We start from the raw sequence: 25,662 nt of genomic DNA, 5'->3' as shown, positions 1-25,662 counted from the left end.
TCAATAACTGCATTAAGCATACTGATTTAATAAGTTATGAAATCAATAACGTCCTAAACGTTTAAAAAAAAGGTACAAAAAAAGAGAGTAAATTAAGGATCTCAAATTATCTTTGAGTTGCACACCAAAAAACACTCTCTCTATGACAAATGTAACTTTATTTTCTCAAATAATCCAAAAACTAGATCGTTCAAAGTTTAAGAAAATAGTAAAGGAAAGGCAAACAGATAAACACAACAAGGGTTTTGATAGTTGGAGTCATTTAGTATCTATGCTATTTTGCCATTTTGCCCGTAGTAAATCTGTTCGTGATATTAGTAATGGCCTTCGCTCTGCTACTGGAAACTTAAATCATTTAGGTTTAACTATAGCCCCATCTAAATCATCAATCAGTTATCAGAATAAAAAAAGATCCCATGAGCTCTTTAAAGAGTACTATTTTACTTTGCTCGAAAGTTTAGGACAGCATCCCAAGTTTAAGCAGGTGAAGTTCCGAATCAAGTCAAAAATCCTGTTATTAGACTCCACAACCATATCTCTGTGTTTGAGCATCTTTGATTGGGCAAAATACAAGACCAATAAAGGTGCTGTTAAAATGCATACACTCCTTGATTTTGATGGGAATTTACCAGCCTATATTAATATTACAAATGGTAAAACGGCTGATAATAAAGGAGCTTATGATATCCCATTACTCAAAGGCAGTGTTATAGTTGCTGATCGATTCTACAATGATTTTAGCCTTTTAAATGTTTGGGACAGCAAACAAGTATTCTTTGTGATTAGACATAAAGACAATTTGAAATTTGAAACTATTAAGGAATTAGAGCTTCCAGAGAACAGACATCAAAACATCTTAAAAGATGAGTTAATTAGCTTAACTAATACAAGGTCAAAGCAGATATATCCGAAAAAATTAAGGCGTGTAGCAGTGTGGGATGAGCAAAATAATCAGGTCATTGAACTCATTACCAATCAATTTAATTGGACTGCAAATACTATAAGTGAATTGTATAAAAGTAGATGGATGGTAGAAATATTCTTTAGAGATTTAAAGCAGTTACTGCATATCAAATCTTTTATAGGAACATCTGAAAACGCTGTGATGATACAAATTTGGACGGCGTTAATTACCATTTTAATACTAAAAGCATTGCGAGCACAGTCTAAATTCAAGTGGCATTTATCCAATTTAGTCGCTTTTATAAGATTAAATCTCTTTGTGAAGATTCAGCTGAAATTATGGCTCGATAATCCGCTAAATGAAGTAGAAAAACCACCTCCTAAATTACAACAGGGGGTTCTGTTTTAAAAATCATCATATATATACTCGTATCCTACTAAAGTGGGAGGATATTCTATGTACTAAATTTATTTAGGACGCTATTGTTATGAAATAAAAAAGATTAAAGAATTCACCTCTTTAGAATATTTTAATTCTAATAGTATTACAGCATTTTATGAACGGATAAAAGAACAAGTTAGAATTTTTTTTAAAGAACTTACAAACTTGGTTATTCAAGATTTATTTGATTTTGATTCAAAAAGAATAGAAAAATTATCTGAAGAATATTCAAATCGAATGGATAAGGATATGTTAAACGCATTTGTTGAGTCCTTAAAAAGTAGAATAAAATAATACATCATGTAACATTAGGAGCTGTTACACAACTACCTATTTTACAATAAAAACTAAAATATACTACCTTGCTTTAGTAATTTGGTATTAAAATATAAATTCTATGTTCCTTTTGTTTTTTGTATTTTTAAACTTCTATCTAATACAAGTAAAAAATAGGTGATTTAGATGAATTATATCATGTTACATGCTTTTATTGGTAAGCTTTTCGTGCATTTTGTTATACAAAAGTTTGTGTTTTTTTATTATCGTATTTACAAAATAAATGTTTTAGATATAAAGCGATAAATCCTCTTTATACCTTAAGATTAACTATTAAACATTATATTTGACATTGAATCAAACGATTCCAATCATAGTTTTACAACTCTGCTAATTAGGTGCACACAACTATTTTTAAAATGTGTAACCTTCTATTTATAAAGCATACAGAGCATAAGGGGACGAATCCCTCTTTCTCCGCAAAGAAAGAGGCTGTCTAAAAAGCCTAAAAAACAAAACCCCGTCTAAAAAAGGCGGGGTTTTTTCATTGTTTGTCCTCAAAAATAATTATCTTCAAGGTGCAACCAAACAATAAGAAAGACAAATATAATGTTCAAATCTGAAAGTTTAAAATCGCCGAGTCTATTTCCTGAAGATATTTTTTCTAAAATTCCTCTAGACCATCCTGTTCGTCTTATCAATGCTGTTGTTGATGAGTTAGATATTAGTTCTATTTTAAGTCAATACAAAGGAGGAGGGACCACCAGTTATCATCCCCGTATGATGATAAAAGTCTTATTCTACGCCTATTTCAATAATATTTATTCATCGCGTAAGATTGAACGGGCTTTGACGGAGAACATTTATTTTATGTGGTTATCTGGTAATAGCTTGCCTGATCATCGCACGATTAATTATTTTCGCGCTAAGCGATTGAAAGGTCAAATCCATCAGCTTTTTGCAGATGTGGTTCGTCTGTTACAAGAATTACAATATGTTAGTTTACAAGTTCAATATATTGATGGAACAAAAATTGAATCTAGCTCTAACCGATACACCTTTGTATGGCGTGGTTCAGTGGAGAAAAACAAGGCTAAATTAGAAACAAAAATTCAAGATGTTCTCACAGAAATAGAGGGTCAAATCAAACAGGATCAAAGTGAACTCGCAAAAGAACACTGTTCCAAAAATATTGATAGTTTAGAGCTTAAAGAAAAAGTGACTCAGTTAAATAAACATAGGGCAGACCTACCCAAACCTACAGCTAAACAGCTCAAACAGTTAGAAGACGAGCATTTACCTCGCTTGCAAAAATACGAACAACAACTAGAAACTTTAGGTACTCGAAATAGTTATAGTAAAACAGATCCAGATGCTACTTTTATGCGAATGAAAGAAGATCACATGAAAAACGGGCAACTTAAACCTGCCTACAATACTCAAATAAGTACTGAAAATCAATTTATTACACATTATACTATTGCACAAAAATCAACTGACACCACTACCTTAATCAATCATCTAGAGACTTTTGAACAAACCTATGCACAACAAAGTAAAGAAGTTGTAGCAGATGCTGGGTATGGTAGCGAAGAGAATTATCTGTATTTACTTGAAAGAGAAATAACGCCCTATGTGAAATTTAATTATTTTCATATGGAACAGAAAAGAGCTTGGAAGAACAACCCTTTTCTACAACACAATCTTTACTACAATAAATTGTTTGATTACATCTTATGTCCAAATGGAGAAAAGCTACCTAATATTGGAAGTAGTACTAAATACACCACCACTGGTTTTGCGTCAAAAATACATCTGTATCAAGCTTCTAACTGCTTGAAATGCTCGTTAAAAGAGCTATGTAATAAAGCAGCAGAAAACAGAACAGTCTCTATGAATCATAGATTGGTTCAAATAAAACAACATATTAGAGAATTACTCAACTCTGAACGCGGTAAATATCATAGAAGTAAAAGACCTGTAGAAGTAGAAGCTGTTTTTGGACAACTAAAAAGCAACAACAAATTTACTAGGTTTACTCTAAGAGGATTAGAAATGGTCGAAATTGAATTTGGACTGATGGCTCTTGCACATAATTTAAGAAAACTTACTAAGAATAGAGAAAAATCGACTTTAAACAACAATTTTCATCCTAAAAAAGAGACTGATAAACGAAAAATGACAAATTATAAGTCTAAAACTCGTTTTAATTGCAAGAACTTTTAATCTAAGAGAAAAGTAACGTTTTATATAATACAAAAGAGGGTGACCTTTTGGGACACCCTCTTTTTATTTTCTGAAACTTGTAGAGAGTTTCACCCTCAGCACAACTTTGGATCAGTGTCAAAAGTTGGGGACTACACAAAAAGTTTAGTTAATCTAAACAGGAAAAACTTCTTATCTCTCACTCCTCTATACATCATCCTAAAGTATTTAATTTTAGCATTAAATGATTCAACAGAAGCATTTGTGCTTCTATTAATAAGGTAATTGATGATTTCGTTATAGTGTACATTAAAAGTCTTTAAAACAGTACTAAAGTGTTTGAGTGAAGCCTTTTCAATATCATTAAACCAATGAGCCAGCTTAGTCATAGCTATTTCTTTATCTATTTGTAAATTATATATCTGTCTAAGGTTATTAGTAAGTAGAGCAGCACATTCAGAATTAAGGGCTTATAATAAAGCATTAAAAGAAAGAAGACATTAGGAATAACTGTTAATGAGAACTCAATAAAAGAAATGAATCTACACAATCGTGATTTAATGAGTAATGCGATTAAAAAAATAATGGTGTTCCTCCTGTAAAAATTAGGTGTCCTCATTGTAGTTTTCTAACAGATGGTATAACTTGCATTGGACATAAATAAAAACGATAGATGAAAAAAAGAATTGAAAATATTGATGAAATATTATATACAGAGGATGATTTAAATGGTTATCCTATTTATTATTTAGACCTAGAATTAACTAACCTCTTTACAGGGATAATATATAGCAAATTTAAGGGGAAAATAGAAAACGAAGCAGAATATATTGAGGGATTAAAAAATGGATTAGAATACATTTATAATGAAGATGAAGAGGTAATACAGATTAATGAATATAGAGGTAATGTAATTTTTGGAGTAGTTAAAGAATATGAAAAAGAAAGCTTGAAATCAGTAAGTGTAGTTTACAATAATAGTTTTTTAAAAATACTTAATGTTAATTTAGATGATTTTAATGTATTAAGACATTATGATAATCAGTATGGCAATGAATTACCTCACTATTTAAAATCTCTATTACAGTTATCAAATAAGCAATTAATAGAATATGAGTTTAAAAAAGATAATCCTTATTTAAGACCTCCTTATAATATTTGAAGTCGTTGTAAGATTAAAAAATCTAAATATGATATTAGCAGTAGATATGTACTACTACGAGGCTGGAGCAAAGGTGGTAGGTGTTTTGTTTGAATCTTTTGATTCAAAAGCTCCTATAGATATTATAAAAAAGTTGTTACCTCCACAGAAAGAGTATGAGCCAGGAGCTTTCTATAAAAGAGAGCTACCATGTATTTTAGAATTAGTAAATACGCTTAATCGAGAGTACATTGAATTGATTATAGTAGATGGTTATGTTTATTTAGATGACCATAAAAAAAAGGGATTGGGTAGTTATGTATTTGAAGCTTTAGACACTAAAATACCTGTAATAGGTGTAGCTAAGTCATATTTTTTTACTTCTGCTCAGCTTGTAGCGCAGGTCTATAGAGGAGAAAGTAAAAAGCCTTTATATGTCTCAGCAGTTGGTATTGAATTGAATAAAGCAAAAGAATATATCCAACAAATGCATGGAGAGTATAGAATGCCTTATTTATTGAAACTAATGGATACTGAAACAAAAAAGAATTAGAAATATAGGCTATTTATTGACTTTTGTAAACAGAATTTATCAATAAAATTATACCACTTTTGCTCTTAGGGATGAATATTACTATTGCAATTTAAAAACTAAAGTATCAACCTCGTTTAAAAGGTTTAAACGAGATTTTTTGTATCTGGTTGCTATGCGAAATTTGTAATCTTTTTTATGTAATATCAACAATTAGTGGAAAATACCCCGTAAATGGTGGTGGCTGAGAATACCTTAGTCGATGAATGCTTCTTCTACTGATCAGGGATTGTCCTCCCGTTAAAAATTTAGACAAACTAAAGCTAGCCCCCCCTATCAAGCACTATAATTATGCTAATAATAAAAGATGACCTAAGATGAGAAACTAGTAATTATAAACAGTGGAAAATCTATACACTATACTATTTACATTACTGTCATTCACAATACTTTCTGATTGCCTGTTCTATCCAGTCTTCAGTAGATGATAAATAGAAATCAGGTCTCACTCCTTTACCCTCATAGGATAAATACTTGCGCCAATGCGTATTTAGACCCGAAAAATGTATTTTAAAAAAAGCAGAAGGACTTACCTTATCTACAGCATAATTTCTACCATAAGTAAGCATTCTTTTGGTATTACCACCTAATACCATCACATTATTTAATTTCTTCAATTTTAGTGTGAATTGCTCTGCATTACTAATGGTATTAAAATTTACAAGTACATATATATTTCCTTTAAACTTCTTAAACAAGTTATAAAACTCTGCAGAGCTCTTGTCTCCTACTCCACTATTATTCCTTAAATCGAGAATAAAATTCTTACTTATCAGATTATCTTTAATGGAGTCATAAAAAAAAATACTTCATAAACAGTTAAATCACTCCGTTATAAATTGGAAAGAAATACCACAGTTATCACTTCTTATCCCTTTCTTGCTCCATCAGCTCTATACGCTGTTCTAACGTATTTTCTGTCTGAATAATATCTAATATGACCATCTTAAATGTCTGTTTGATGCTCTTATCCGTCTTATCCATATTAGAATACAAAAGATTCATTAAAAAAGCACTCTTATTACTTAACATTTGCTTTAAGTCCTCGATATTAGTCATAGCAGCTACCTTATCGTAATCAATCAGATCAATCTTAGTCGCTGCAATAGAGCGCCACGCAGTTGTTTTAATCTGAGGAATGAAGATTCCCTTAGACTCCATGACTATCTGTTGTAGACTTTTCTCTTCGTTATCAACGTACTTTTCTAAGGCTTTGACCAAATCTTTCTGTATAGGGAGAATAAACTCTATCTCCTCTCTAGACTCCTTTAACTCACTATAAACAGTCGAAAACACTTGATTGATATAAGCTTGGTCTTTTCTATGAGCATTCCAATTATCAATAAAAATAGCAATAAGAATACCCACCACGATAGGAATAATCTCTTTAATAAAGTGAATACTATAATTTTTAATCTTTTGTTTCATCTAATGGTTATTTGTTAAAGTTAGAGATGATTTATTCCTAAAAACTCAAAGCTAATTTAAATAAATAATTGAAAGATGGGAATGGTACTACAAAAAATGTATTGTATAAATGATAATATATCTTAATCCACTGATGAAATAGCCGCCCCTCTTTTATCCAAGATCTAAAAGCAACAACTCTACATCACTTTCATAATCACTCATGTCCTTTGATTGTAAAATTAGATTAGTATTATTCTCTAATGCTATGGCCAGACGACAACTACTTTCGACAGACTGACAATAGATACCTTTTATCCTCACTCCGATGGCCTCTAATTCTTGGGATTTATCTAGGTATATATAACTATCGTCCTCTTCTATTTCTTTTATCTTTTCCATCACTGCAATACCTGCGTCAATAAAAAAGTCAAACCAACCTAAAGCTTCTACTTTTAAATAAAGTACAATTACATTATCACGTTCATCACTCATACACGTTATTACGCGCTCTATCCTCAAGCCATTTAACTCTACACAAACGAATTCATCATTCTGATACATTCTCTCCATCGTTTCTACCTATTTTATTAAAAGTACATTAAACCCAAAAAAGCTAGTATCTCTACTAGCTCTACTGTCTTATTCTACTGTAATATCAATCTTATTAATCCAAATCGTTTTTCTATCTCTAGTTTTGTCAAAATTATCTAATATAAATGCAGTATTATAATCTACTTTCTTATCATAGTACAACCTACCATTGATATAAACTTTAATCTTATTCTTCAGGTTTACCATTTCAGGAGAAATGGCTATAGATAAGGATTTAACACGAGATGTTTCTATTCTAAATTCATTGTCTTTATAACGGGCTACAGCCTTACCTGATAAGCGTGGCATATCGAAAGCGTTCTTATCTACTTCTATCGTTTGCAGGTTTTCAGCTTTATCATACTCTAGCCATCTGGTAATTTTAAAGTTTCGTTCTTTATGCCAATCAGCTTTCTGATCAAGCGTATCTAATTTGATATTAGTCAACCAATCCACACCTCCATAAGCATTGTCGTCAAACTCCCATGTCAGCTCTTTAGTAAAACTCTTGCGTTGTCTCTCCTTAAGATCTTTAAACAATATCTCATAAGCTGGTTCTGACTCGTCAAACTCTGGGAACCAATGTGGAAAACCGTTATAACGATACTCTTTATAGTCTGCCTTTAACTCATTCATCATAGCTGTAAAAGAATCATTTGCGTTAGGAGGATAATAATAGTCCTCATCTGTAGAGAAGTTAATAAAAGAACGATTCTTTATATTCTCTATAAAAGTTCCTCCTGTGAATACCTTAGGTTGAGTATTAAACCCATAGAATCCTGCAAAGGGAGAAGAGTCTTTCATCAAATAAGAGAATGAACCCGTAGCTCCATTAGAATGTCCTGCGATAAACACCTTATTATCATCTACATTAATAGCCTTCTTAACCTCTCTCAGCATAGCAGATATCATAAAGAAGCCATCATTAGGTGTCATCCAATTATACTTCTTCCCTCCACTTGGGAATATTAATATCACCTCATCTAGATCTCCATATTTCGTATAGTATCTATTCCATCCTCCTAAACTAAGTTCTCTAGTCTGAAACTCTTGAAGATTATTATATCTAACTGCTCCATGCAAAAAGAATAACACTGGATATTCCTTCTTTGGAGAATAGTTCTTAGGCAAATGAATAAAGAAAGACGTCTTCACCGTATCATTTATAGTAAAGCTTATAGAATAATCTTGTTTTGCCTTAGGCAGATAAGGATTGTACGCTTTGATTTCTTCATATAATTTCTTTCCATTAGTAGAGGTTAACTCTTTAGTAGATTTCACCTTATAGAACTCTTCCTCTTCCTTTTTTAAATTTACATCAAACTTAGCTTTTAACGCATGCGCTTCACTCATCATAGAAGCCCATCCAGGATCATCTAATAAGTTCTTGTATTCTTCTAAAGCACTTTTATTTGTTACATTTTGCCAACCTGGGAAGCCATATTGTGCGCGTTCTATCTTTATCAACCGATCTAGATAAGCAAAGGCTTTATCTGCCTCTTTTAACTCCGAGGCAATAATTGATATTTCTGATAAATCAGCTGCTGTTATACTGTCTGGAAATGACTTAAACGCCTTTTCATAAAGAGAAAAAGCTTGTCTTTTACTTTGCTCATCCTCGTGCTCTTCTAACAAATCATCTGCTTGATTGATCAACTTAGAGTATGTATTCTGTCCAAAACTAACGATACTAAACATAAATGCTAGTAGTACATGATATCCCTTCATAATTCTAATTATTAATAAAGCGAATGTAAACAACACTACAATAATAAAATTGTACAAATGGAACATCTATTTCTCTAGATGCCAAAAAGTATCTTTGCTTCCTAGCTTAGTACCTTTCTCAAAGAAGTTTTTAGGAGAATTATTGGTCATTGCTTTATAGGTTTTAATCAAATGAGACTGATCATTAAAGTTAAAGCGATAAGCAATATCAGTCAACTTCTCTTCAGGAGAGGTATAGAGTTTCTGGTTCACCGTTTTTCTAAACAAATAGATATCGTAAAACCTCTTTAAAGATACTCCCATATTGGCCTTAAAAACTCTATTTAGATGTTGTCTGCTCACTCCTAGTCTATCTGCTAACTCTTGTACAGAGAAGTTATCTTCTTCACTGAAGATATACTCTATTGCTTGTTCTAGAAGGCTATTTGAGAATGGCTTATATCTCTTCTCTAGCGCTGTATCTAACAATGTAGTAATAACATCTACATCAGTAGTAGCGAAGACTTTTGCTAACTCTTTTTCCTCAATAAATTTATAATCAGTAATTAGATTGACAAAACTTAAATGGCGATAAAACCGCTGTATCCCTAATGGGTGAAAGACAATAACGACTCTGTGCACTCTCCCCACCTGCTTCACATGAAGTATGTCTTCTCTAATAGGAGTGAATATCTGATAATCATCTGCTCCTTTATTAAACGCCATCGATCCATCACTAGCTAGCTGATGAGAGGCGTAGATAGAGATTGTATTATTATAATGAGGAAAGCACTGGTACTCTCTCACCTCATTATTGGGCTTTATATCTAAGTAGTAATAGTCCACATACTTCTTTACTAAAGCACTATTAGGACTAAAGGTTTCAAAAATCTCTTTCATTACCGCTTAATTTATTTAGTTATACATTACTTACCTCTACTCTATCCCTATTATTAAGTCCACTCGTTTAATAGTATCCCCCATCGGTTCTATATCACTATCTGACAAACTTCTATTCCACTCAGCATTCCATTCTTTTGGGCACTCTGCTGTACTCCCCATAAGACTCTGATAGTGGCTTTTAGCATAATTAGATGGTAGTAATTCTATTGCGTTTATAAATCTTATCTCTATAAGTTTAACTCCTTTATACGAAGGTATTATAAAACCTCTTTAGTAAACTTGATAAAGCACAATCTTTCTAAAATATTTTTATTACAATTTGGATAGCTAAACACAATAGTCGTTTTAAAGGATAAGCCATTTTATACTACATCGTACACACCTTATAACGAGATAAATATATCAAAAAAAAAGCTACTACATTAAACGTAAAAACCATTATTGTCAGTAAATTGCATAAAAACAATTCATCGACAATGGAAAAGAAATTAGTAGTAATCACAGGTGCTAGCTCTGGCTTCGGTATGGAACTAGCTAAAGAATTCGCTAACAGTGGACATCCTCTACTATTATTAGCGAGAAGACTGGATAAAATGGAAGCTTTAAACTTACCAAATACACTATGCAAAAGTGTAGATGTAGCTAATAAAGATGCTTTCGAAAAAGCAATCCGTGAAGCTGAGGCAATATATGGCAAGACAGACTTATTAATTAATAATGCAGGTGTAATGCTATTAGGTGATTTAGCTACTCAGGATCCTCAAGAATGGAAACAAATGCTTGATATCAATGTATTAGGTGTCATGAACGGTATGCAAGCTGTAATGGGAGATATGAAGGATAGACAAACAGGAACTATTATCAATGTATCCTCAATAGCTGGTGTATTACCCTTTCATAATCACGCTGCCTACTGTGCTAGTAAATATGCTGTAAGAGGAGTAACACAAACTGCTCGTTTAGAACTTAGTCCTTATAATGTGCGTATTATTTCTGTTGAGCCTGGAGCAGTAGCAACAGAGCTCTTAAGCCATACAACTAGTGAAGATATTAAAGAGGGCTATAAAGAGTGGATGAAATCATCTGGAGCAAACCGTATTCAAGCTATTGATGTAGCGCGTACTATCAAATTTGCTTACGACTTACCTCAGTGTGTATTATTACGAGAACTGATTATCTCAGATACAAAACAAAACGCTTAAAATAACAAAACGCTTATAGCTATAAACTATAAGCGTTTATTTTTACTTTATATTGTGCATTGAAATCTGGAAATCACTTGGCCTGACATTAAACAATTGCTGAAAAGTATTGCTAAAAGCAGCAATATTAGAATAGCCAACATCGAAGGCTATTTCACTCACATTCTTATCTGTACTCATCAGAAGCTCCATAGCCTTAATCATTCTTACCATCTTTAAATATTGCAAAAACGAAATATCTAAATGAGATTTAAATAATCTTGTCAACGTCCTCACACTATAGCCAAATAACTCAGCTATTCCATTTAGAGTTAATGCTTCTCCTAAATTCTTTTGCATATACTCTGTGATCAACAACATTTTAGGCTCTTCTGTTGTAGGCAATTGAATAGAAAATGATTTACCTGGATGCTGCATAATATAGTGCTTCATCGTAGATAAAAACTCATACACCCAAGTATCAGGTAGGATAATTCCCTTCCACTGCCTAGCATAGATCAACATCTCATACATCAAATTACTCACTGGATAAATGTATAGGCTTCCCAAAAAACGTAACAGTTGTTAATTCGAAATTACTATTTTTACACTAAACAAACTAAGCAATAATCTGTAATTGTATGGAGATCGAAAAACAACATCAATACTTTATTCAAGCGTTAAACAATAGACTTTGTCTGTTACAACAAAACATGGTAGCCAATTTGAAAATGCTTTTTGAAGGAGATTATCTACCCTTAAAAAATGAATATTCCTTCGAGTCTATCGAATGTTTTTACTTTGAGTATATGTATGATTCTTTAGACATTGTGGTTTGGGCACAGGACATACAAGAGGATGTGATTTCTATTGGTGCCAAGAAAATGCTATCAGACATATCAGACTCCATCTTTTCAAAGGAGTTAGATAGAGCCTTTTACGACTTAGAAGAACAATGGGGAGAAACCGAAGAAGAACTGGATGCTTTTGACAAGTTAACAGAACAACTAGATCAAAGCAAAGATGAAATACTTACCAAATGGTTTGTAGAATGTTGGATAGAAGCAAAAAAAGACAGCGCCTACAACCAAAGGGGATTCTTTAGTATACACGATACAATATACCGCACTTCCTTACCCTAAATACACATTGTTTAAAGAAACTTTAGCTAAGATTCCCTTTAAGCTATAAAGCGCCTTAGATTACATCTTTCACCATTAAACTAACACACTTTGCCATTGTCCAAACAACTCCAGAGGAATTGATTCAGCAAGCGCCTTGGAATTGATATCATCTCCTATAACCCTATACTGAAACTCATACCCTTGTTTAAACAAGTCAAAAGCCACAAACTGCATTAGCCTTGTACTATTCTCTATAGAATCAAATGATGGTAATACCACAGGCTGTACATCCACTATCTCATTACTTTGCCTCCATTTAACAGCAATGGCTATAGCGATTAACTCCGCATTTTCAATTATCCCGTATAAGTTTTGTTTTTCAAAATCAACTGATAACGCATCTACACCACTTGCAATTAGAGATGATTCAAACCCTTTGAGTAATGCTGAATCTTCTGCTAACAACTTGCGAACACCAACTGTACTAATAATCCCATCTTCAAAATCATCTATCAAATCTTCTTTTTCTAATTCACCAAAGTAGTAAAGCCCATAAACACATGAGAGTCTCAACCCCATCTGCTTTACAATAGAGTGGAATATTTCCAAGCTCATATCCTCTTCTTTTGCAATTCGTTTGGCAAACTCACTACTCGCACAAACAGTAGCAATACAATGTCCATTGTTCATTTTCACAAGGGCAATTTGTTCACTTTCACTTACATTTTTACTAATTAGTAAGGTCAACAGTTCATCGGTATGTAGAAGTTTTGCCCTCCATAAGTTGTTTAGCCCAATACTTTTGGATTACATCGGAAAAAATGCGATTCATTTTAAAGTCAGTTTAAAGCTACAAAGCTAAGTAGTTATTGCCATTATTAATACTTTATTATATCAATAACACTTTGTTTACACAAAAGATAAACCTAACCTTCAGATTAACACAATAAAAAAAACAATTACCAACAAAAGTAATTTATGTTGTAAAATAAGTAAATAACACCTTAAAATACAATTCAGATGCACAGTTATATCCTCTTATTCTTAAACAAAGTCTAATCTTGTCTTTTTTTAAAAGTTAACAAATACAAACAATGTTAATCAATATACTTTTTTCTTCTATTTTAACTTTTAAAAACTAAAAATAAATTGTCTTTACAGTAAATTTGGACAAGACATAAAAAAAGATTTATACTATGGCAACTATGAAAGCAGCACGTTGGTATGCAGCAAAAGACATCCGCGTGGAAACTATCGACATCCCCACTCCTGCAAAAGGACAAGTAAAAATTGCCGTTCAATATGCTGGGATTTGTGGATCTGACTTACACGAATACGTACATGGGCCTCAACTTATCCCCTTTGACAAGCCATACCCTTTAAACGGACACCAAGGGGTGACAACACTTGGGCATGAGTTTTCAGGAATTATCGAAGAAGTAGGACAAGGCGTGACAAATCTAAAAAAAGGAGATCGCGTTGTTGTTGAACCAATTTACAAAAACTTTGACAGCCCATTTGTAGCCTCAGGAGAATACAACTTAGGAGAACACTTAGGTTTTATTGGATTATCTGGCAACGGTGGATTTGCAAACTACGTGGTAGTAGAAGATTATATGGTACACAAGATTCCTGATACAATGTCCTTTGAACAAGGAGCATTAGTAGAGCCAGCAGCTGTGGCTGTATATGCTGTACTTCAAAGTGGGTTAAAAGTAGGACAAACTGTTCTCATATCAGGAGCCGGACCAATTGGACTATTATGCGCTCAAGCGGCTTTAGCGGCAGGAGCCTCGACTGTTATTGTCACTGATGTTGCTCAAAAGCGTTTAGAAAAGGCAAAAGAAATCGGAGCTACTCATGTGTTTAATGCCACAGAAGATAATCTACCTGCGAAAATTAAGGAATTAACAGCGGGCTTAGGAGTAAACGTATTCTTAGACTGCGCAGGTGTACAAGCCTCTTATAACACAGGGATTGCTTCTACTCGCAATGGAGGTACTGCTGTATTGGTAGCTCTATTTGGAAAACCAGTACAACACGATGCTTTGGACCAAGTACTAAGAGAGGTCACTGTTAAAGGAGTTATTGCTTATAGAAATATATTCCCAGAGGTAATCAACTTAATTGATTCAGGCCGCATGCAAGTAGAGAAATTAGTAACTAACAAAATTGCATTAGACCAGATTGTAGACCAAGGTTTTGAAGCTTTAGTAAGCAATCCTGAACAGGTAAAAATTCTTATTGATATCAATAGATAAATTCAATAATAGACAAAAAACGCTTAGAGGTTATCCCCTAAGCGTTTTTTATTTGACCATATAGAAAAAGTAAACTACTCTACTTTCAAATTTCGAGGATCAAACTCGCTTACTCCCTTTAGCTTACTTTGGAAAATCAATAGCCCTGCCCCAATAACAATAAAAGGAATACTAAGCCATTGTCCCATATTAAGGAGCATATCTTGTTCGAATTCTACTTGATTTTCTTTGAAGAACTCCAATATAAAACGCGTTGTAAACATCAATATTAAAAACCAACTAAAGATAACTCCGTTTGATTTTACCTTATTGCTCTTGTACAATACCCACAAAAACACACAGCTAAGCAAATAACCCAATGCCTCATAGAGCTGAGTGGGATGACGGGCAATCATATCGTCTTGGGCAAAAATAACACCCCATGTTCCACTTGTTGGCTTTCCGTATATCTCAGAATTCATAAAGTTTCCAAAGCGAATAAACGCACCCGCAATTGGCACGCCTAAAGCAATGCGGTCCAAAACCCAAAACACTCCTACCTTGTACTTTCTACAAAACAAGTAAATAGCCAACAACACTCCAATTGCTCCCCCATGACTCGCAAGTCCTTGAAACCCAACAAAAGTATAAGAGCCATTAATCTCCTGAAAAGGAATAAAAATTTCTAATATATGATTCTTATAATATTCAAAATCATAGAACAAACAATGTCCTAAACGCGCTCCAGCTACCGTCCCCACTATAATATAAATAAGCAGTTTATCCAGGTATTTAATATCTATCTTCTCTTTATTAAATACTGTTTTTACAGCAGTGTACCCCAGAATCAACCCCAAAGCAAACAATACTCCATAATATCTAATTGGAACACTTCCTATTTTGAATATCTCAGGATCAACGTCCCATACCATCACAGCTAAATTCATTTATTTGTTGTTTTATTTAAGGCGTGCAAAGTAATAAAATTCACCTACAAATGAGTGATTTTTTTAATTAATCCACAATTCACATCCCTTATTGTTAGTTTTAAACAGATCAAAAAAAGCGCTTAAAAGAACCATACTGCTCTTTTAAACGCTTACTATTTATTGTAGACTAACAGTTAAGATAGTCTTTACCTCTTTACATGACTGGCGATATTGTGTAACATATATCGAATTTCTTTAAACATAGCCTTGGTATCTGGTTCCTCTAAATCCTCTGGCTTGAATTCCTGAGTGGCAATACTACAAGCATATTCCCAAATTTCAATAATATCATAAGCCTTTACAGTATAAGGCTCATAGAAGGTATTGTCTGAGTGCAACTCGAAAGTTTCTTCATCTATGCGATACACGCGCTTATACACCACTCCTTCATTAGCTGTTATCACAATGTAAGTTCTACCGTCCCTAACATCGCTTAAACGCTCAATATAACTTCCAATGATAAAAGACCCCTCTTGATGAGGAGGCATCGAATCCCCCTCTATGGGAAAAGCCCTATATTTTCCCTCTCTAAGAAAAGGAAGAGATATTTGCTCCAAATTTTGAATAAACTCAGGGTCCGCATATCCTGTAAGGTATCCAGCTCGAGCTTTATGAGGAATAATCTCTATATAGTTGTTCCCCGTGGTAGAATCCACCATAATAGGCAACAAAATACGATTATCCTCAAGCTTTAATAAATCTTGCATAGGAACTTTGCGCAAATCTACCGAAATCATAAGATCGACACTCACGTGAAAAAAACGAGAGATGCGCAACAATACTTCCAAAGGTGGCTCAGAGGCTCCCTCTTCATATTTCGAATAACGAGCACGTGTAATTACTAATTCGTCTGCCACCTTTTGTTGTGACATACTTTTCTGTGCTCTCAAATACCGGATGTTATCTGCTAAAAATGACATTTGCTACTATTTATAGCATCAAATATAATAAATATTGCTAACATATATAGTAATTTCGTTTAATAAATTTTGAACTTCATTAAAATGGATCGGGCAATAGCACATTTAGATTTAGATACTTTCTTTGTCTCTTGTGAGCGTTTACAGGACTCCTCTCTCAATGGGCTTCCCATTATTATTGGAGGAGGCGATCGCGGTGTAGTTGCGAGTTGCTCCTATGAAGCTCGTTATTTTGGCGTGCGTTCTGCTATGCCTATTCGCATGGCGATGAAACTGTGTCCTCAAGCCAAAATCATCAAAGGAGATATGCAACTCTACTCCAATATGTCCCACTTAATAACGGATATTATCTGCGAGCAGGCCCCCGTTGTTGAAAAGGCAAGTATAGATGAATTTTACCTGGATCTCACGGGAATGGACCGTTTTTTTGGGACATATAAATGGACAAGTGAACTGATTGAAAAAATAAAAAAAGAGTCTGGGCTTCCCCTGAGTTATGCTTTATCGATCAACAAAACAGTTTCTAAAATTGGAACTGGTCAGGCCAAACCCATGGGAGCATTGAGCATTCCCTCTTTACAAGTTCGACCTTTTCTCAACCCTTTGTCGATTCGCAAGATTCCCATGCTTGGCGAGGTTACTTATACTACTTTGTCCAGAATAGGAATACGAAATATCAAAACACTATCGGAAATGCCTATACAAGTCTTGCAGCAGATGCTCGGGAAAAACGGTGTAGATATATGGAAAAAAGCCAATGGAATCGACCTTACTCCTGTAGAGCCGTATAGAGAACGCAAGTCTATATCGACAGAACACACTTTTGATCAAGATACAATTGATATTGTCTTAATCAAATCCATTTTATTGGGGATGGTAGAGAAATTGGCTTTTCAACTCAGAACAGAGCAATGGCTTACTTCAGTGATTACAGTGAAAATTCGATATGCAAATTTCGATACCGAAACAAAACAAAAAAGAGTTACCTATACTTGTGCTGATCACACCCTAAGTCAACTTGTCTATGAATTATTCGACCGTTTATACCTTAGGAGAATGAGGCTTCGACTAATTGGCATTCAGTTTAGCGGACTAGTTAGAGGGACCTATCAAATAGATTTATTTGAAGACACCCAAGAGCTCATGGCCTTGTATCAGGCTATGGATAAAATGAAAAAGAGATATGGAATAGATGCTGTAACTCGTTGTGCGGCCGCAAACTTAAAGCACAGAGAAAAGCAAATCAAACAGATAATCGACAAATAGCAAACACACATTAATTCTCACTATTAAAAACTATGTTTTTAAACTGTCATTCATATTACAGTCTGCGCTACGGTATGCTGCCTTTAGACCAACTTGTCAAGCAAGCCCAAATACACCAAGCAAGCGCTATTGCCCTAACAGACATTGACACCTTTAATGGTATTTATGACTTTGTCACCCTATGCGAGCAGGCCAAAATAAAGCCCCTTGTAGGAATGGAGTTTAGAGATAATCGCGGACTTTTATATATTATTTTAGCAAAAGAGACAAGAGCCATAGCTGAGATAAGCTCCTTTAGAACAGCCTACAATAAATCAAAGGCCCCCTTACCTGAATTTGCTCCAATATTTGAACATTGTATTGTTATCTATCCCCTTGACAATGTACCCAATCAATTAAATAAGCAAGAGTATATCGGCATTACTAATCATCAGGTAAACCTACTCTACCAAAACAAATGGAAACAAAAGATAGATAAAATGGTTGTCCTTCACAGTGTTAATCACCACAGTGAAGATGAATTTACTGTGCATCAAATTCTAAGAGCAATAGACAAAAATACCTTACTGTCTAAATTAGCTCCAGAAGATTGCGCCTGTACAACAGATACTTTTATCTTGGAGTCTGAACTAATAAGTCACTTTGCAGATTATCCAGTGATTGTCGAAAATACAAAGGCAATCATCGATACTTGTAACTATGAATTTGAATTGCATAAGCCGCGAAATAAGCAACACTATACCCAAAATAGAAAAGCGGATATGGAACTGTTGACCCAACTCACTTATCAAGGGATGAAACACATCTATGGACAAGATCATCAACAGGCAAAACAGCGCATAGAAAAAGAGCTCAAGGTAGTAGATCAACTAAACTTTGCTGGGTACTTTTTAATTACTTGGGACATTATCAGATATAGCAATAGCATGGGGTTTATGCATATCGGTAGAGGTAGCGGAGCCAATAGTATCATTGGATATTGTTTGGGCATTACCAATGTATGTCCCTTAGAACTGGATTTATACTTTGAGCGTTTTCTCAATGAAAACAGAAAATCACCACCTGATTTTGACATCGATTGGTCGTGGAGAGACAGGGATATTATATTAGCCTATATATTTAAACGCTATGGATCGGAATACGTAGCTTTCTGTGGAGCGATCTCCACCTTTAAATACCGCTCAATTATACGCGAAATAGGTAAAGTTTACGGACTACCCAAAGAAGAGTTAGACAGCCTGACTCGCCATACACTTGAGCAACATGAGCCAAACAGCATTGTAAAACTCATTCACCGTTATGGTCAAATGTTGGAAGGCTTCCCCAATCAACGTACTATGCACCCTTGTGGAGTTCTAATTTCAGAAACGCCTATAACAAACTATACAGCTTTGGATTATCCACCCAAAGGATTTGCTGTAGCACAATTTGATATGCATATTGCTGAAATGGTTGGCTTTGACAAATTCGACATTCTGAGCCAGCGCGGAATAGGTCATATTAACGATGCAGTCATGCTGATTAAAGCCAATCAAGGTATTAACCTGGATATTAGAAATATTGCTATATCAAAAGACGAAATAAACTGCAATGACTATTTGCAAAGAGGTCATACAATAGGTTGTTTTTACATTGAAAGCCCAGCCATGAGAGGGCTACTGAGACGATTAAAATGCGACAATTACAAAGTACTTGTCGCAGCCTCATCTATTATAAGGCCAGGAGTAGCACAAAGTGGAATGATGCAAGAATACATCTATAGACATAACCACCCAACAGGCTTTGAATACTTCCACCCTGTATTCCAACAGCAATTAGCAGAGACCTACGGCATTATGGTTTACCAAGAAGACGTAATCAAAATTGCATTACATTACGCTGGTTTACCTGCCGCAGATGGCGATATACTGCGTAGGGCAATGAGTGGAAAGACGCGCTGCAAAGACGCACTTACTTCAATCAAAGAGCGATTCTTCGAATGTTGCTTGGACAAAGGCCACCCAAGAGAACTAAGTGAGGAAATTTACCGTCAAATCGAATCTTTTGCAGGATATTCTTTTTGCAAAGCACATTCTGCTTCCTATGCTATAGAAAGCTACCAAAGCTTGTACTTGAAAGTGTACTATCCCTTGGAGTTTATTACCGCTGTGATTAACAATCAAGGAGGCTTTTATCGCACAGAAGTCTATGTACACGAGGCCAAAATGTCTGGAGCCACTATCCTACCACCTTGTGTAAACCACAGCGATATGGAGGCCACTATACAAGGCAAGACCATTTATTTGGGCTTTATGTTTATTCAGGGTATCAATACAGAGTTAATACAGGCCATACTACACGAACGAGCATGTAAAGGCGATTTCACTTCTTTAGCTGATTTCACACAGCGGGTAGATATTGGAATAGAATCCCTACAAAAATTGATATTTATTGGAGCTTTCCACAGTTTTGGCAAACAAAAAAATGAATTACTCATACAGGCCAGATTACTTTTTGCACATCCCAAACAACCACAAACACTAACTTTGCTTCAAGAGCCAATACAAGAGTATAACTTCCCCGTACTGGAACGCTCCGTTTACGAAGATGCTTTTGACGAGATAGAACTATTGGGATTTAGTATCTCATGCACCCCCTTTGACCTATTAAAAACAAAATTTAGAGGAGATGTAATGGTGCAAGACCTCATGAAACACCATAAAACAACAGTGCGTATGTTAGCCTATCTCATTGCGAGAAAACACGTACCTACAAGTAAAGGGACTATGTATTTTGGTACTTGGATTGATTGCAATGGAGATTACTTTGACACTATACACTTTCCCTATAGTTTACAGCAATACCCCTTTCAAGGAGGAGGCTGTTATTTACTACTTGGTAGAGTCGAAGTAGAGTATCACTTCCCTTCTATCCAAATAGTAAAAATGGCAAAAATGCCTTTTATAAATGATCCACGCTATCATTATGAGGATGAAAAAAGTAGTCAATCACAGCAAATCTTAAAAGAAGATTTCAGTGGTACCAATCGCGCTGCCTATCCTAAAGTAACTGAGATCAATTTACCCAGACATCGCATGAAGTTCAAAACAAATTAGCCTTAATAAAAATCCCCTACTATGACAACAAAGCAAGGGATTTAATCTATCAATAACCAACCTTATGAATTCTTTTACCTACTCTAAAAAACGAATTAGAGCTTTGAAATAACGATAAAAAAAGCATCCCAATTCAAGGGATGCTTGCATATTTTAAACGTTAATTAATTTTAATGAACCTTGTAGTTCAGGTTTTTCTTTTACATAACCTGATACCCAACTCGTTAATTGATCCACATCATATGGTAACAATTGTTTAATTGCTTTTTGAAGCTCTTTGTAAAACAACTGAGGATCGAAACTTACATTTTCTAAAATTGTTCTAGCAAACTCAAACATATTAAGTGATTTCATTCTTTATACATTTAGTGTTTTTTATTATACTATAAACTTAAGCATTTAATTATTTATTATATACTATTCAAATAAAAATTAATAAAATTTTAATAACTAAACAAAATATTATCTTTTTTCAATCTAAAAAGAACAATAAATAATAAACTATTGCGTTAATATTCTTTATTGTTATCTCAAAACCGATATCAAGCTAATGAATCAGTATGAATTCGCAACAAAAATAAAAAAAGCACTTCATGCGAAGTGCTTTTTAATATTATGCGTTTATTAAATTTAATGAATCATGTAGCTCTGGTTTATCTTGTACATATCCATTTACCCAATTCGATAGTTGTTCTACATCATAAGGTAATAAATGGTTGATGGCTTTTCTTAGTTCCTTATAAAACAACTTAGGATCGAAACTAACATTTTCTAAAACTAAACGTGCGTAATCGAACATTGCTCTTGTTTTCATAATCTAACTTTTTTCTTTACTACTGTAGTAAATATAGCACATATAATAGGCTTAGCCCGTTTTTGGATTAAATTTTAATACAATTTTAGCAATTATTATTTCATTTTCACTATTTAAACCAATTCTATATAATAAACTCAAATAAAAATCATTTTACTGAATTTTCTTCAAAATACAGTACCAGCATCAAAAGTTAGCCTACGTAGCAAGTCATATAATTACTGCCTATTGAGTCTGAAATGAAATCCATTTACAGCGTAGTCAAAGACCACAAAATTGAAATCAGTAATAAAGCATCTATTAAAACTACCTTAACAGCTAAAAGATAAAACTGGCATTATATCAAAAGTGCTTATCCAAAAGGATAATTAGTAAATCAGTACTAAATAGATGGGACTTTCTTGGGGTTTTCTAGGAGATTGCTAGGGGTTTTCCTGCTAAAATGCACCTTTCAGCGAGTAAAAGTGCAAGGATACAGCAAGAAAAGTGAAAGAAAGTCCAAAGAAAACAGGTTTTATATTCAATCCAAAGTTGAATAATCAACAAGAAAAAGCTGAAACATAATTTGAATAATAACCCAATGTGAAGCAAACTTATATCCTGTCATCCCTTAATTGATCAAGCAGATCCTTAATCATTAAGATCTCAACGATATAAAAACGAAAAGGCACCCTATAAAAGAGTGCCTAAACTATGGTTATGCAATAATAAACTTATTTACTACTATGACTGACTAAATAATGTTCATATATTATTGATTCAACTTATAACAAATAGAAAAACAGGATTATCTACCTGTTTACAAGAAGTAAAATTACTGATTCTATCTCCAAATGACTATAACTTTAATACAACTTTAGGACAATATACGGTCAGGTAATAATGCTCAAAAAAGACTTTAAAATACTATCATACAAACAAATTCATAGATATTATACTATACGCCTATTGATTATCAATAAAAAATAGACTTACTTTGATTAGTATAATTATTTAGTTTTATTAACTGATGAACCTACTAAAAAAAACAGATTGGGCAAGGCTTGGTATTATTGCATGTACAATCATTTTCTTGATTACAGCTGTTACCTTCGAAATATTTGAATTAAACACCTTACCTGCTCAATTCTTTGGAACATTACTTGGTGTTGTAATTACGGCTATTATAACAGTCTTACTACTACAAGGACAAACTAAAAGTGAAGAAAAAAGAGAGCGACACTTAATGGTTTTTGAAAAGAAACAGGAAGTTTTCTTTCAATTCCTAACACAACTAAACACAATCTTACAACGAGAATCGCTTAGTCCTCACTTGGCTACAGGTAAGAAGATAGAAAAGGAAGTGAACAACCTACATGATCTTATATTTGAATTCGGTTTTCTTCAAATGCATACCTCAGCAGAGACATTCGATAAAATCTTAGTTCACGTAGGCAATTTGATGATAGAAAGCAGTCAAATAAAAGTTGCTGAGAATCAATCTGTAGAGAAAGTAGAACAATACTATTTAACTCTTACTTCGGATTTCTTTTCGATTGTATCGTTATTAAAACAAGAACTATACAATGAATTCTCTCCTGATATTGATAAAGAAAAATTAGACCGCATTATACGTTTATCATTTTAAAGTAAACAATAATAGGGTGACTTCTCAGTCACCCTATTAAACAAAAAAAATCGATAATTAAAAAGTAAAATTAATAAGAAGCTACTGGCCAAAACATCCATGGTATTCGGCTTAATATTAATATTAAACCAATCACATAGTAAACAGCAACAGTACGGTTTTGTTTCTTAGCATCTTTCAAGCGCTTTGCCTTTGAAAAACCTATAGTGATGATCACTGCAGCAATAATCATAACAAGCGGATGTTCAACTGTGTAAAGTCGCAATAAAGTATCCTGCATGGCATCTGCACTGAGGCTTTTCATACCCCAAGGAGAAAGAAAATACATCAAAACACCTGCTACAATTTGAAAGTGGGTTGCTCCCAGCCCTATAGCCGCTATCTTTTTATTGTACGGCTGATTACTCATATACGCCTTCCAAGCATATACTATTGAAATTAAAATACCTAATAGCACCACATATCCCATAAAAGAATGTAAATGTTTTATCCCTACGTACATATTTATTGTTTTTAAATTGATAATTCAGTTTGTGGAATAAACACTCCTCAACACATTAGTTGTCAAAAGCTAATTCGAACAATCAGCTATTTAAACACATTGTATTTCAACTCTCATTAGCATATAAAAAATAAGAAACACAAGAACTGTAAAGCTGCTAACGATCAAGGAGTGCTATTATCTAAATGAAAACAAAGTCAACATTTAGAACACAGATTAAAAAATGACGTCAATCTCTAACCTTCAATATTTTCATGTAGATTCTTTTAATCTACACCACCACCTAAAGCACGATAAAGTTTAATAGCGGATTGCCACTTGAGTAAACGATCGTTTGTGATTTGCATTTGCGCATACAAATATGATTGTTCACTTGTCAATACATCCGTATAATTAGTCGAAGAATGGTATAACAGTAGCTTTTTGGTGTAATCTACGGCCAAGGAAAGTTTCTCTACTTGTATTTGCCTATTTTGTTCTTGAGTTTCAGCAGTCTGATAAGCGTAAAGTGCGTCCGAAACTTCTTGACCAGCCATTAAAAGTGCTTTTTGAAAATTGTAAACCTTCTCCTGGTAATTTGCTTTAGCAACCTCTAATCTGGTTTTGTTTAAACGTTTATTAAAAATAGGTTGCAATAACCCTCCAGCTACATTGGCAAAGAACCCCGTAGATGTAAACCAATCCTTAAACTCATAACTCGAGAATCCCACCCCTGCTGTTAAAGTAAGAGAGGGATAAAATGCACGTCTTGCTGCACTTACTTCTTCAAAATAAGAGGCTAATTCATACTCTGCTACTCGAACATCGGGTCTGTTTTGTAGTAGTTGAACAGGAATACCTACTTGAATAGATTCATACATTTTCTGACTTTCAAAACTTCCTCTATCAATCACCTCTCCCACTTGACCTATCAAGGTACTTAGCGCATTCTCTATCTCTCTGATTTGGCGATACACTCTTGGCAAATCTGCTTGAGCGTCATAATAGTTTGCTTCACTTTGAACAACCGCAGCTCCAGTAACAACACTAGATTCCTTTAAGTTCTTCATAGTCTTGACATCTTCTTGTCTATTTTCAATAGTTTGCTTCAAGATGCGCACCTTCTCATCCAAGGTCAATAATTGATAATAGTAGTCAGCTATCTGAGCAACTAATTGCGTTTGTACAGCTTGCTGAACCGCTTCGGTTTGCATTAACCTATAAAAAGTAGCGCGTTTACTACTAGCGAGTTTCCCCCACACATCAAGTTCCCATGATGTATTGGCAAAGACATCGTGTTGGGTTGCATCTTTTACAAAGCCAAAGCCCTGTGGATAAGCTAAACGTGACCTCTTTAATCCACCACCGATACTCAAATCAGGTAGAAAGGCTGCCTTTGATTGTTTGAGCATTGCTTGAGCAGCATTAATTCTCTCAATCCCCATCTTTAAATCAAGATTGTTATCTAATCCTTTTTGGATTAAATCTTGCAAATAAGGATCCGCAAAGAACTCTTGCCAACTCACATCAGCTATATTTGTTGTATCAGTCGATTGAATATCTCTGTAGAGTTGAGTATCAACACTTTCTTGAGGTTGATACCTTTTGCTTGAACCACACGAGGTCAATGCTCCCGCAATGGCTAAAGCAAGTAAAAGTTTATAATGAGTTTTCATTGTCTAATAATTTAAAATCACAATTGATTCTCTGGGCAAAACAGTTAAGTAAAAGAGTGGAGGTACTCAGTCTAAAAAA

24 protein-coding genes and 1 pseudogene are annotated in these 25,662 nt (G+C 34.0%); 10 read left to right on the top strand and 15 right to left on the bottom strand.

Annotated elements, in window-relative coordinates; genetic code table 11:
* The first annotated feature begins 142 nt into the window (after positions 1 to 142).
* The gene (locus NWE55_RS12760) at positions 143 to 1,312 is read left to right on the top strand and encodes an IS4 family transposase (protein WP_160339887.1); all 1,170 of its coding nucleotides are present in this window, start codon (positions 143 to 145) and stop codon (positions 1,310 to 1,312) included.
* 918 nt (positions 1,313 to 2,230) lie between these two features.
* Entirely contained in the window at positions 2,231 to 3,847 is a 1,617-nt protein-coding gene (locus NWE55_RS12755) for an IS1182 family transposase (RefSeq protein WP_258204053.1), read from the top strand.
* Positions 3,848 to 3,978: 131 nt separating this feature from the next.
* Here NWE55_RS12755 and NWE55_RS12750 read toward each other — a convergent pair.
* A pseudogene (locus NWE55_RS12750) lies at positions 3,979 to 4,266 on the bottom strand (transposase); the annotation flags it as partial.
* Between the two features lie 233 nt (positions 4,267 to 4,499).
* Here NWE55_RS12750 and NWE55_RS12745 point away from each other — a divergent pair.
* Complete coding sequence (locus tag NWE55_RS12745; protein WP_258204149.1) at positions 4,500 to 4,988, top strand: hypothetical protein; 489 nt, start codon at positions 4,500 to 4,502, stop codon at positions 4,986 to 4,988.
* A 28-nt stretch (positions 4,989 to 5,016) separates the two neighbouring features.
* Positions 5,017 to 5,520 (top strand): endonuclease V, encoded by a 504-nt coding sequence (locus tag NWE55_RS12740; RefSeq protein ID WP_258204148.1) that lies wholly within the window; start codon positions 5,017 to 5,019, stop codon positions 5,518 to 5,520.
* A 416-nt stretch (positions 5,521 to 5,936) separates the two neighbouring features.
* Here the strand turns inward: NWE55_RS12740 and NWE55_RS12735 are convergent, their stop codons facing one another.
* From NWE55_RS12735 to NWE55_RS12710, 6 genes are all read right to left on the bottom strand, one after another.
* Positions 5,937 to 6,257 carry a S41 family peptidase gene (locus tag NWE55_RS12735; RefSeq protein WP_155091289.1) on the bottom strand — a complete coding sequence of 107 codons (321 nt, stop codon included), beginning with the start codon at positions 6,255 to 6,257 and terminating at the stop codon, positions 5,937 to 5,939.
* Positions 6,258 to 6,420: 163 nt separating this feature from the next.
* A complete protein-coding gene (locus tag NWE55_RS12730) occupies positions 6,421 to 6,987 on the bottom strand; it encodes a DUF6090 family protein (protein WP_155091288.1) in 567 nt (188 codons plus the stop codon).
* A 153-nt stretch (positions 6,988 to 7,140) separates the two neighbouring features.
* Positions 7,141 to 7,539 carry a hypothetical protein gene (locus NWE55_RS12725; RefSeq protein ID WP_155091287.1) on the bottom strand — a complete coding sequence of 133 codons (399 nt, stop codon included), beginning with the start codon at positions 7,537 to 7,539 and terminating at the stop codon, positions 7,141 to 7,143.
* Between the two features lie 69 nt (positions 7,540 to 7,608).
* Complete coding sequence (locus NWE55_RS12720; RefSeq protein ID WP_155091286.1) at positions 7,609 to 9,288, bottom strand: alpha/beta hydrolase-fold protein; 1,680 nt, start codon at positions 9,286 to 9,288, stop codon at positions 7,609 to 7,611.
* 66 nt (positions 9,289 to 9,354) lie between these two features.
* Positions 9,355 to 10,167: a helix-turn-helix domain-containing protein gene (locus tag NWE55_RS12715; RefSeq protein ID WP_258204147.1), complete on the bottom strand. Its 813-nt coding sequence runs from the start codon at positions 10,165 to 10,167 to the stop codon at positions 9,355 to 9,357.
* A gap of 36 nt (positions 10,168 to 10,203) precedes the next feature.
* Entirely contained in the window at positions 10,204 to 10,329 is a 126-nt protein-coding gene (locus NWE55_RS12710) for a hypothetical protein (protein WP_258204146.1), read from the bottom strand.
* A gap of 317 nt (positions 10,330 to 10,646) precedes the next feature.
* On the opposite strand from NWE55_RS12710, the gene NWE55_RS12705 reads away from it, so the two are divergent.
* On the top strand, positions 10,647 to 11,372 hold the full coding sequence (locus NWE55_RS12705) for an SDR family oxidoreductase (RefSeq protein ID WP_258204145.1): 726 nt from the start codon (positions 10,647 to 10,649) through the stop codon (positions 11,370 to 11,372).
* 42 nt (positions 11,373 to 11,414) lie between these two features.
* Here the strand turns inward: NWE55_RS12705 and NWE55_RS12700 are convergent, their stop codons facing one another.
* Complete coding sequence (locus tag NWE55_RS12700; protein ID WP_258204144.1) at positions 11,415 to 11,897, bottom strand: helix-turn-helix transcriptional regulator; 483 nt, start codon at positions 11,895 to 11,897, stop codon at positions 11,415 to 11,417.
* Positions 11,898 to 11,992: 95 nt separating this feature from the next.
* Here NWE55_RS12700 and NWE55_RS12695 point away from each other — a divergent pair, with 95 nt between their 5' ends.
* Positions 11,993 to 12,493 carry a hypothetical protein gene (locus NWE55_RS12695; RefSeq protein WP_258204143.1) on the top strand — a complete coding sequence of 167 codons (501 nt, stop codon included), beginning with the start codon at positions 11,993 to 11,995 and terminating at the stop codon, positions 12,491 to 12,493.
* Between the two features lie 75 nt (positions 12,494 to 12,568).
* Here the strand turns inward: NWE55_RS12695 and NWE55_RS12690 are convergent, their stop codons facing one another.
* A complete protein-coding gene (locus NWE55_RS12690; RefSeq protein WP_155091282.1) occupies positions 12,569 to 13,171 on the bottom strand; it encodes a hypothetical protein in 603 nt (200 codons plus the stop codon).
* 500 nt (positions 13,172 to 13,671) lie between these two features.
* On the opposite strand from NWE55_RS12690, the gene NWE55_RS12685 reads away from it, so the two are divergent.
* A complete protein-coding gene (locus NWE55_RS12685; RefSeq protein WP_258204142.1) occupies positions 13,672 to 14,736 on the top strand; it encodes a 2,3-butanediol dehydrogenase in 1,065 nt (354 codons plus the stop codon).
* 74 nt (positions 14,737 to 14,810) lie between these two features.
* Here NWE55_RS12685 and lgt read toward each other — a convergent pair whose 3' ends face one another.
* Both lgt and NWE55_RS12675 read right to left on the bottom strand, forming a co-directional pair.
* Positions 14,811 to 15,662, bottom strand: coding sequence for a prolipoprotein diacylglyceryl transferase (gene lgt, locus NWE55_RS12680; RefSeq protein WP_258204141.1), 852 nt, complete (start codon positions 15,660 to 15,662; stop codon positions 14,811 to 14,813).
* Positions 15,663 to 15,850: 188 nt separating this feature from the next.
* Positions 15,851 to 16,624, bottom strand: a complete 774-nt coding sequence (locus tag NWE55_RS12675) for an XRE family transcriptional regulator (protein ID WP_155091279.1) — start codon at positions 16,622 to 16,624, stop codon at positions 15,851 to 15,853.
* Positions 16,625 to 16,708: 84 nt separating this feature from the next.
* Between NWE55_RS12675 and dinB the strand changes: the two genes are divergently transcribed.
* Positions 16,709 to 17,890, top strand: a complete 1,182-nt coding sequence (gene dinB / locus NWE55_RS12670) for a DNA polymerase IV (protein WP_155091278.1) — start codon at positions 16,709 to 16,711, stop codon at positions 17,888 to 17,890.
* Positions 17,891 to 17,922: 32 nt separating this feature from the next.
* Positions 17,923 to 20,985 (top strand): DNA polymerase III subunit alpha, encoded by a 3,063-nt coding sequence (locus NWE55_RS12665; RefSeq protein ID WP_258204140.1) that lies wholly within the window; start codon positions 17,923 to 17,925, stop codon positions 20,983 to 20,985.
* Between the two features lie 153 nt (positions 20,986 to 21,138).
* Here NWE55_RS12665 and NWE55_RS12660 read toward each other — a convergent pair whose 3' ends face one another.
* On the bottom strand, positions 21,139 to 21,339 hold the full coding sequence (locus NWE55_RS12660; RefSeq protein WP_155091276.1) for a hypothetical protein: 201 nt from the start codon (positions 21,337 to 21,339) through the stop codon (positions 21,139 to 21,141).
* Positions 21,340 to 21,598: 259 nt separating this feature from the next.
* Entirely contained in the window at positions 21,599 to 21,799 is a 201-nt protein-coding gene (locus NWE55_RS12655; RefSeq protein ID WP_155091275.1) for a hypothetical protein, read from the bottom strand.
* Between the two features lie 1,009 nt (positions 21,800 to 22,808).
* Here NWE55_RS12655 and NWE55_RS12650 point away from each other — a divergent pair.
* Positions 22,809 to 23,426 (top strand): hypothetical protein, encoded by a 618-nt coding sequence (locus NWE55_RS12650; protein ID WP_155091274.1) that lies wholly within the window; start codon positions 22,809 to 22,811, stop codon positions 23,424 to 23,426.
* Between the two features lie 70 nt (positions 23,427 to 23,496).
* Here NWE55_RS12650 and NWE55_RS12645 read toward each other — a convergent pair whose 3' ends face one another.
* Positions 23,497 to 23,928: a hypothetical protein gene (locus NWE55_RS12645; protein WP_230381491.1), complete on the bottom strand. Its 432-nt coding sequence runs from the start codon at positions 23,926 to 23,928 to the stop codon at positions 23,497 to 23,499.
* A gap of 266 nt (positions 23,929 to 24,194) precedes the next feature.
* The gene (locus NWE55_RS12640) at positions 24,195 to 25,583 is read right to left on the bottom strand and encodes an efflux transporter outer membrane subunit (RefSeq protein WP_258204139.1); all 1,389 of its coding nucleotides are present in this window, start codon (positions 25,581 to 25,583) and stop codon (positions 24,195 to 24,197) included.
* Positions 25,584 to 25,662 lie beyond the last annotated feature (79 nt).

The sequence above is a fragment of the Myroides albus genome (assembly GCF_024722315.1).
Lineage (GTDB): Bacteria > Bacteroidota > Bacteroidia > Flavobacteriales > Flavobacteriaceae > Flavobacterium > Flavobacterium album_A.
This window is presented reverse-complemented; position numbering and strand designations above follow the sequence as displayed.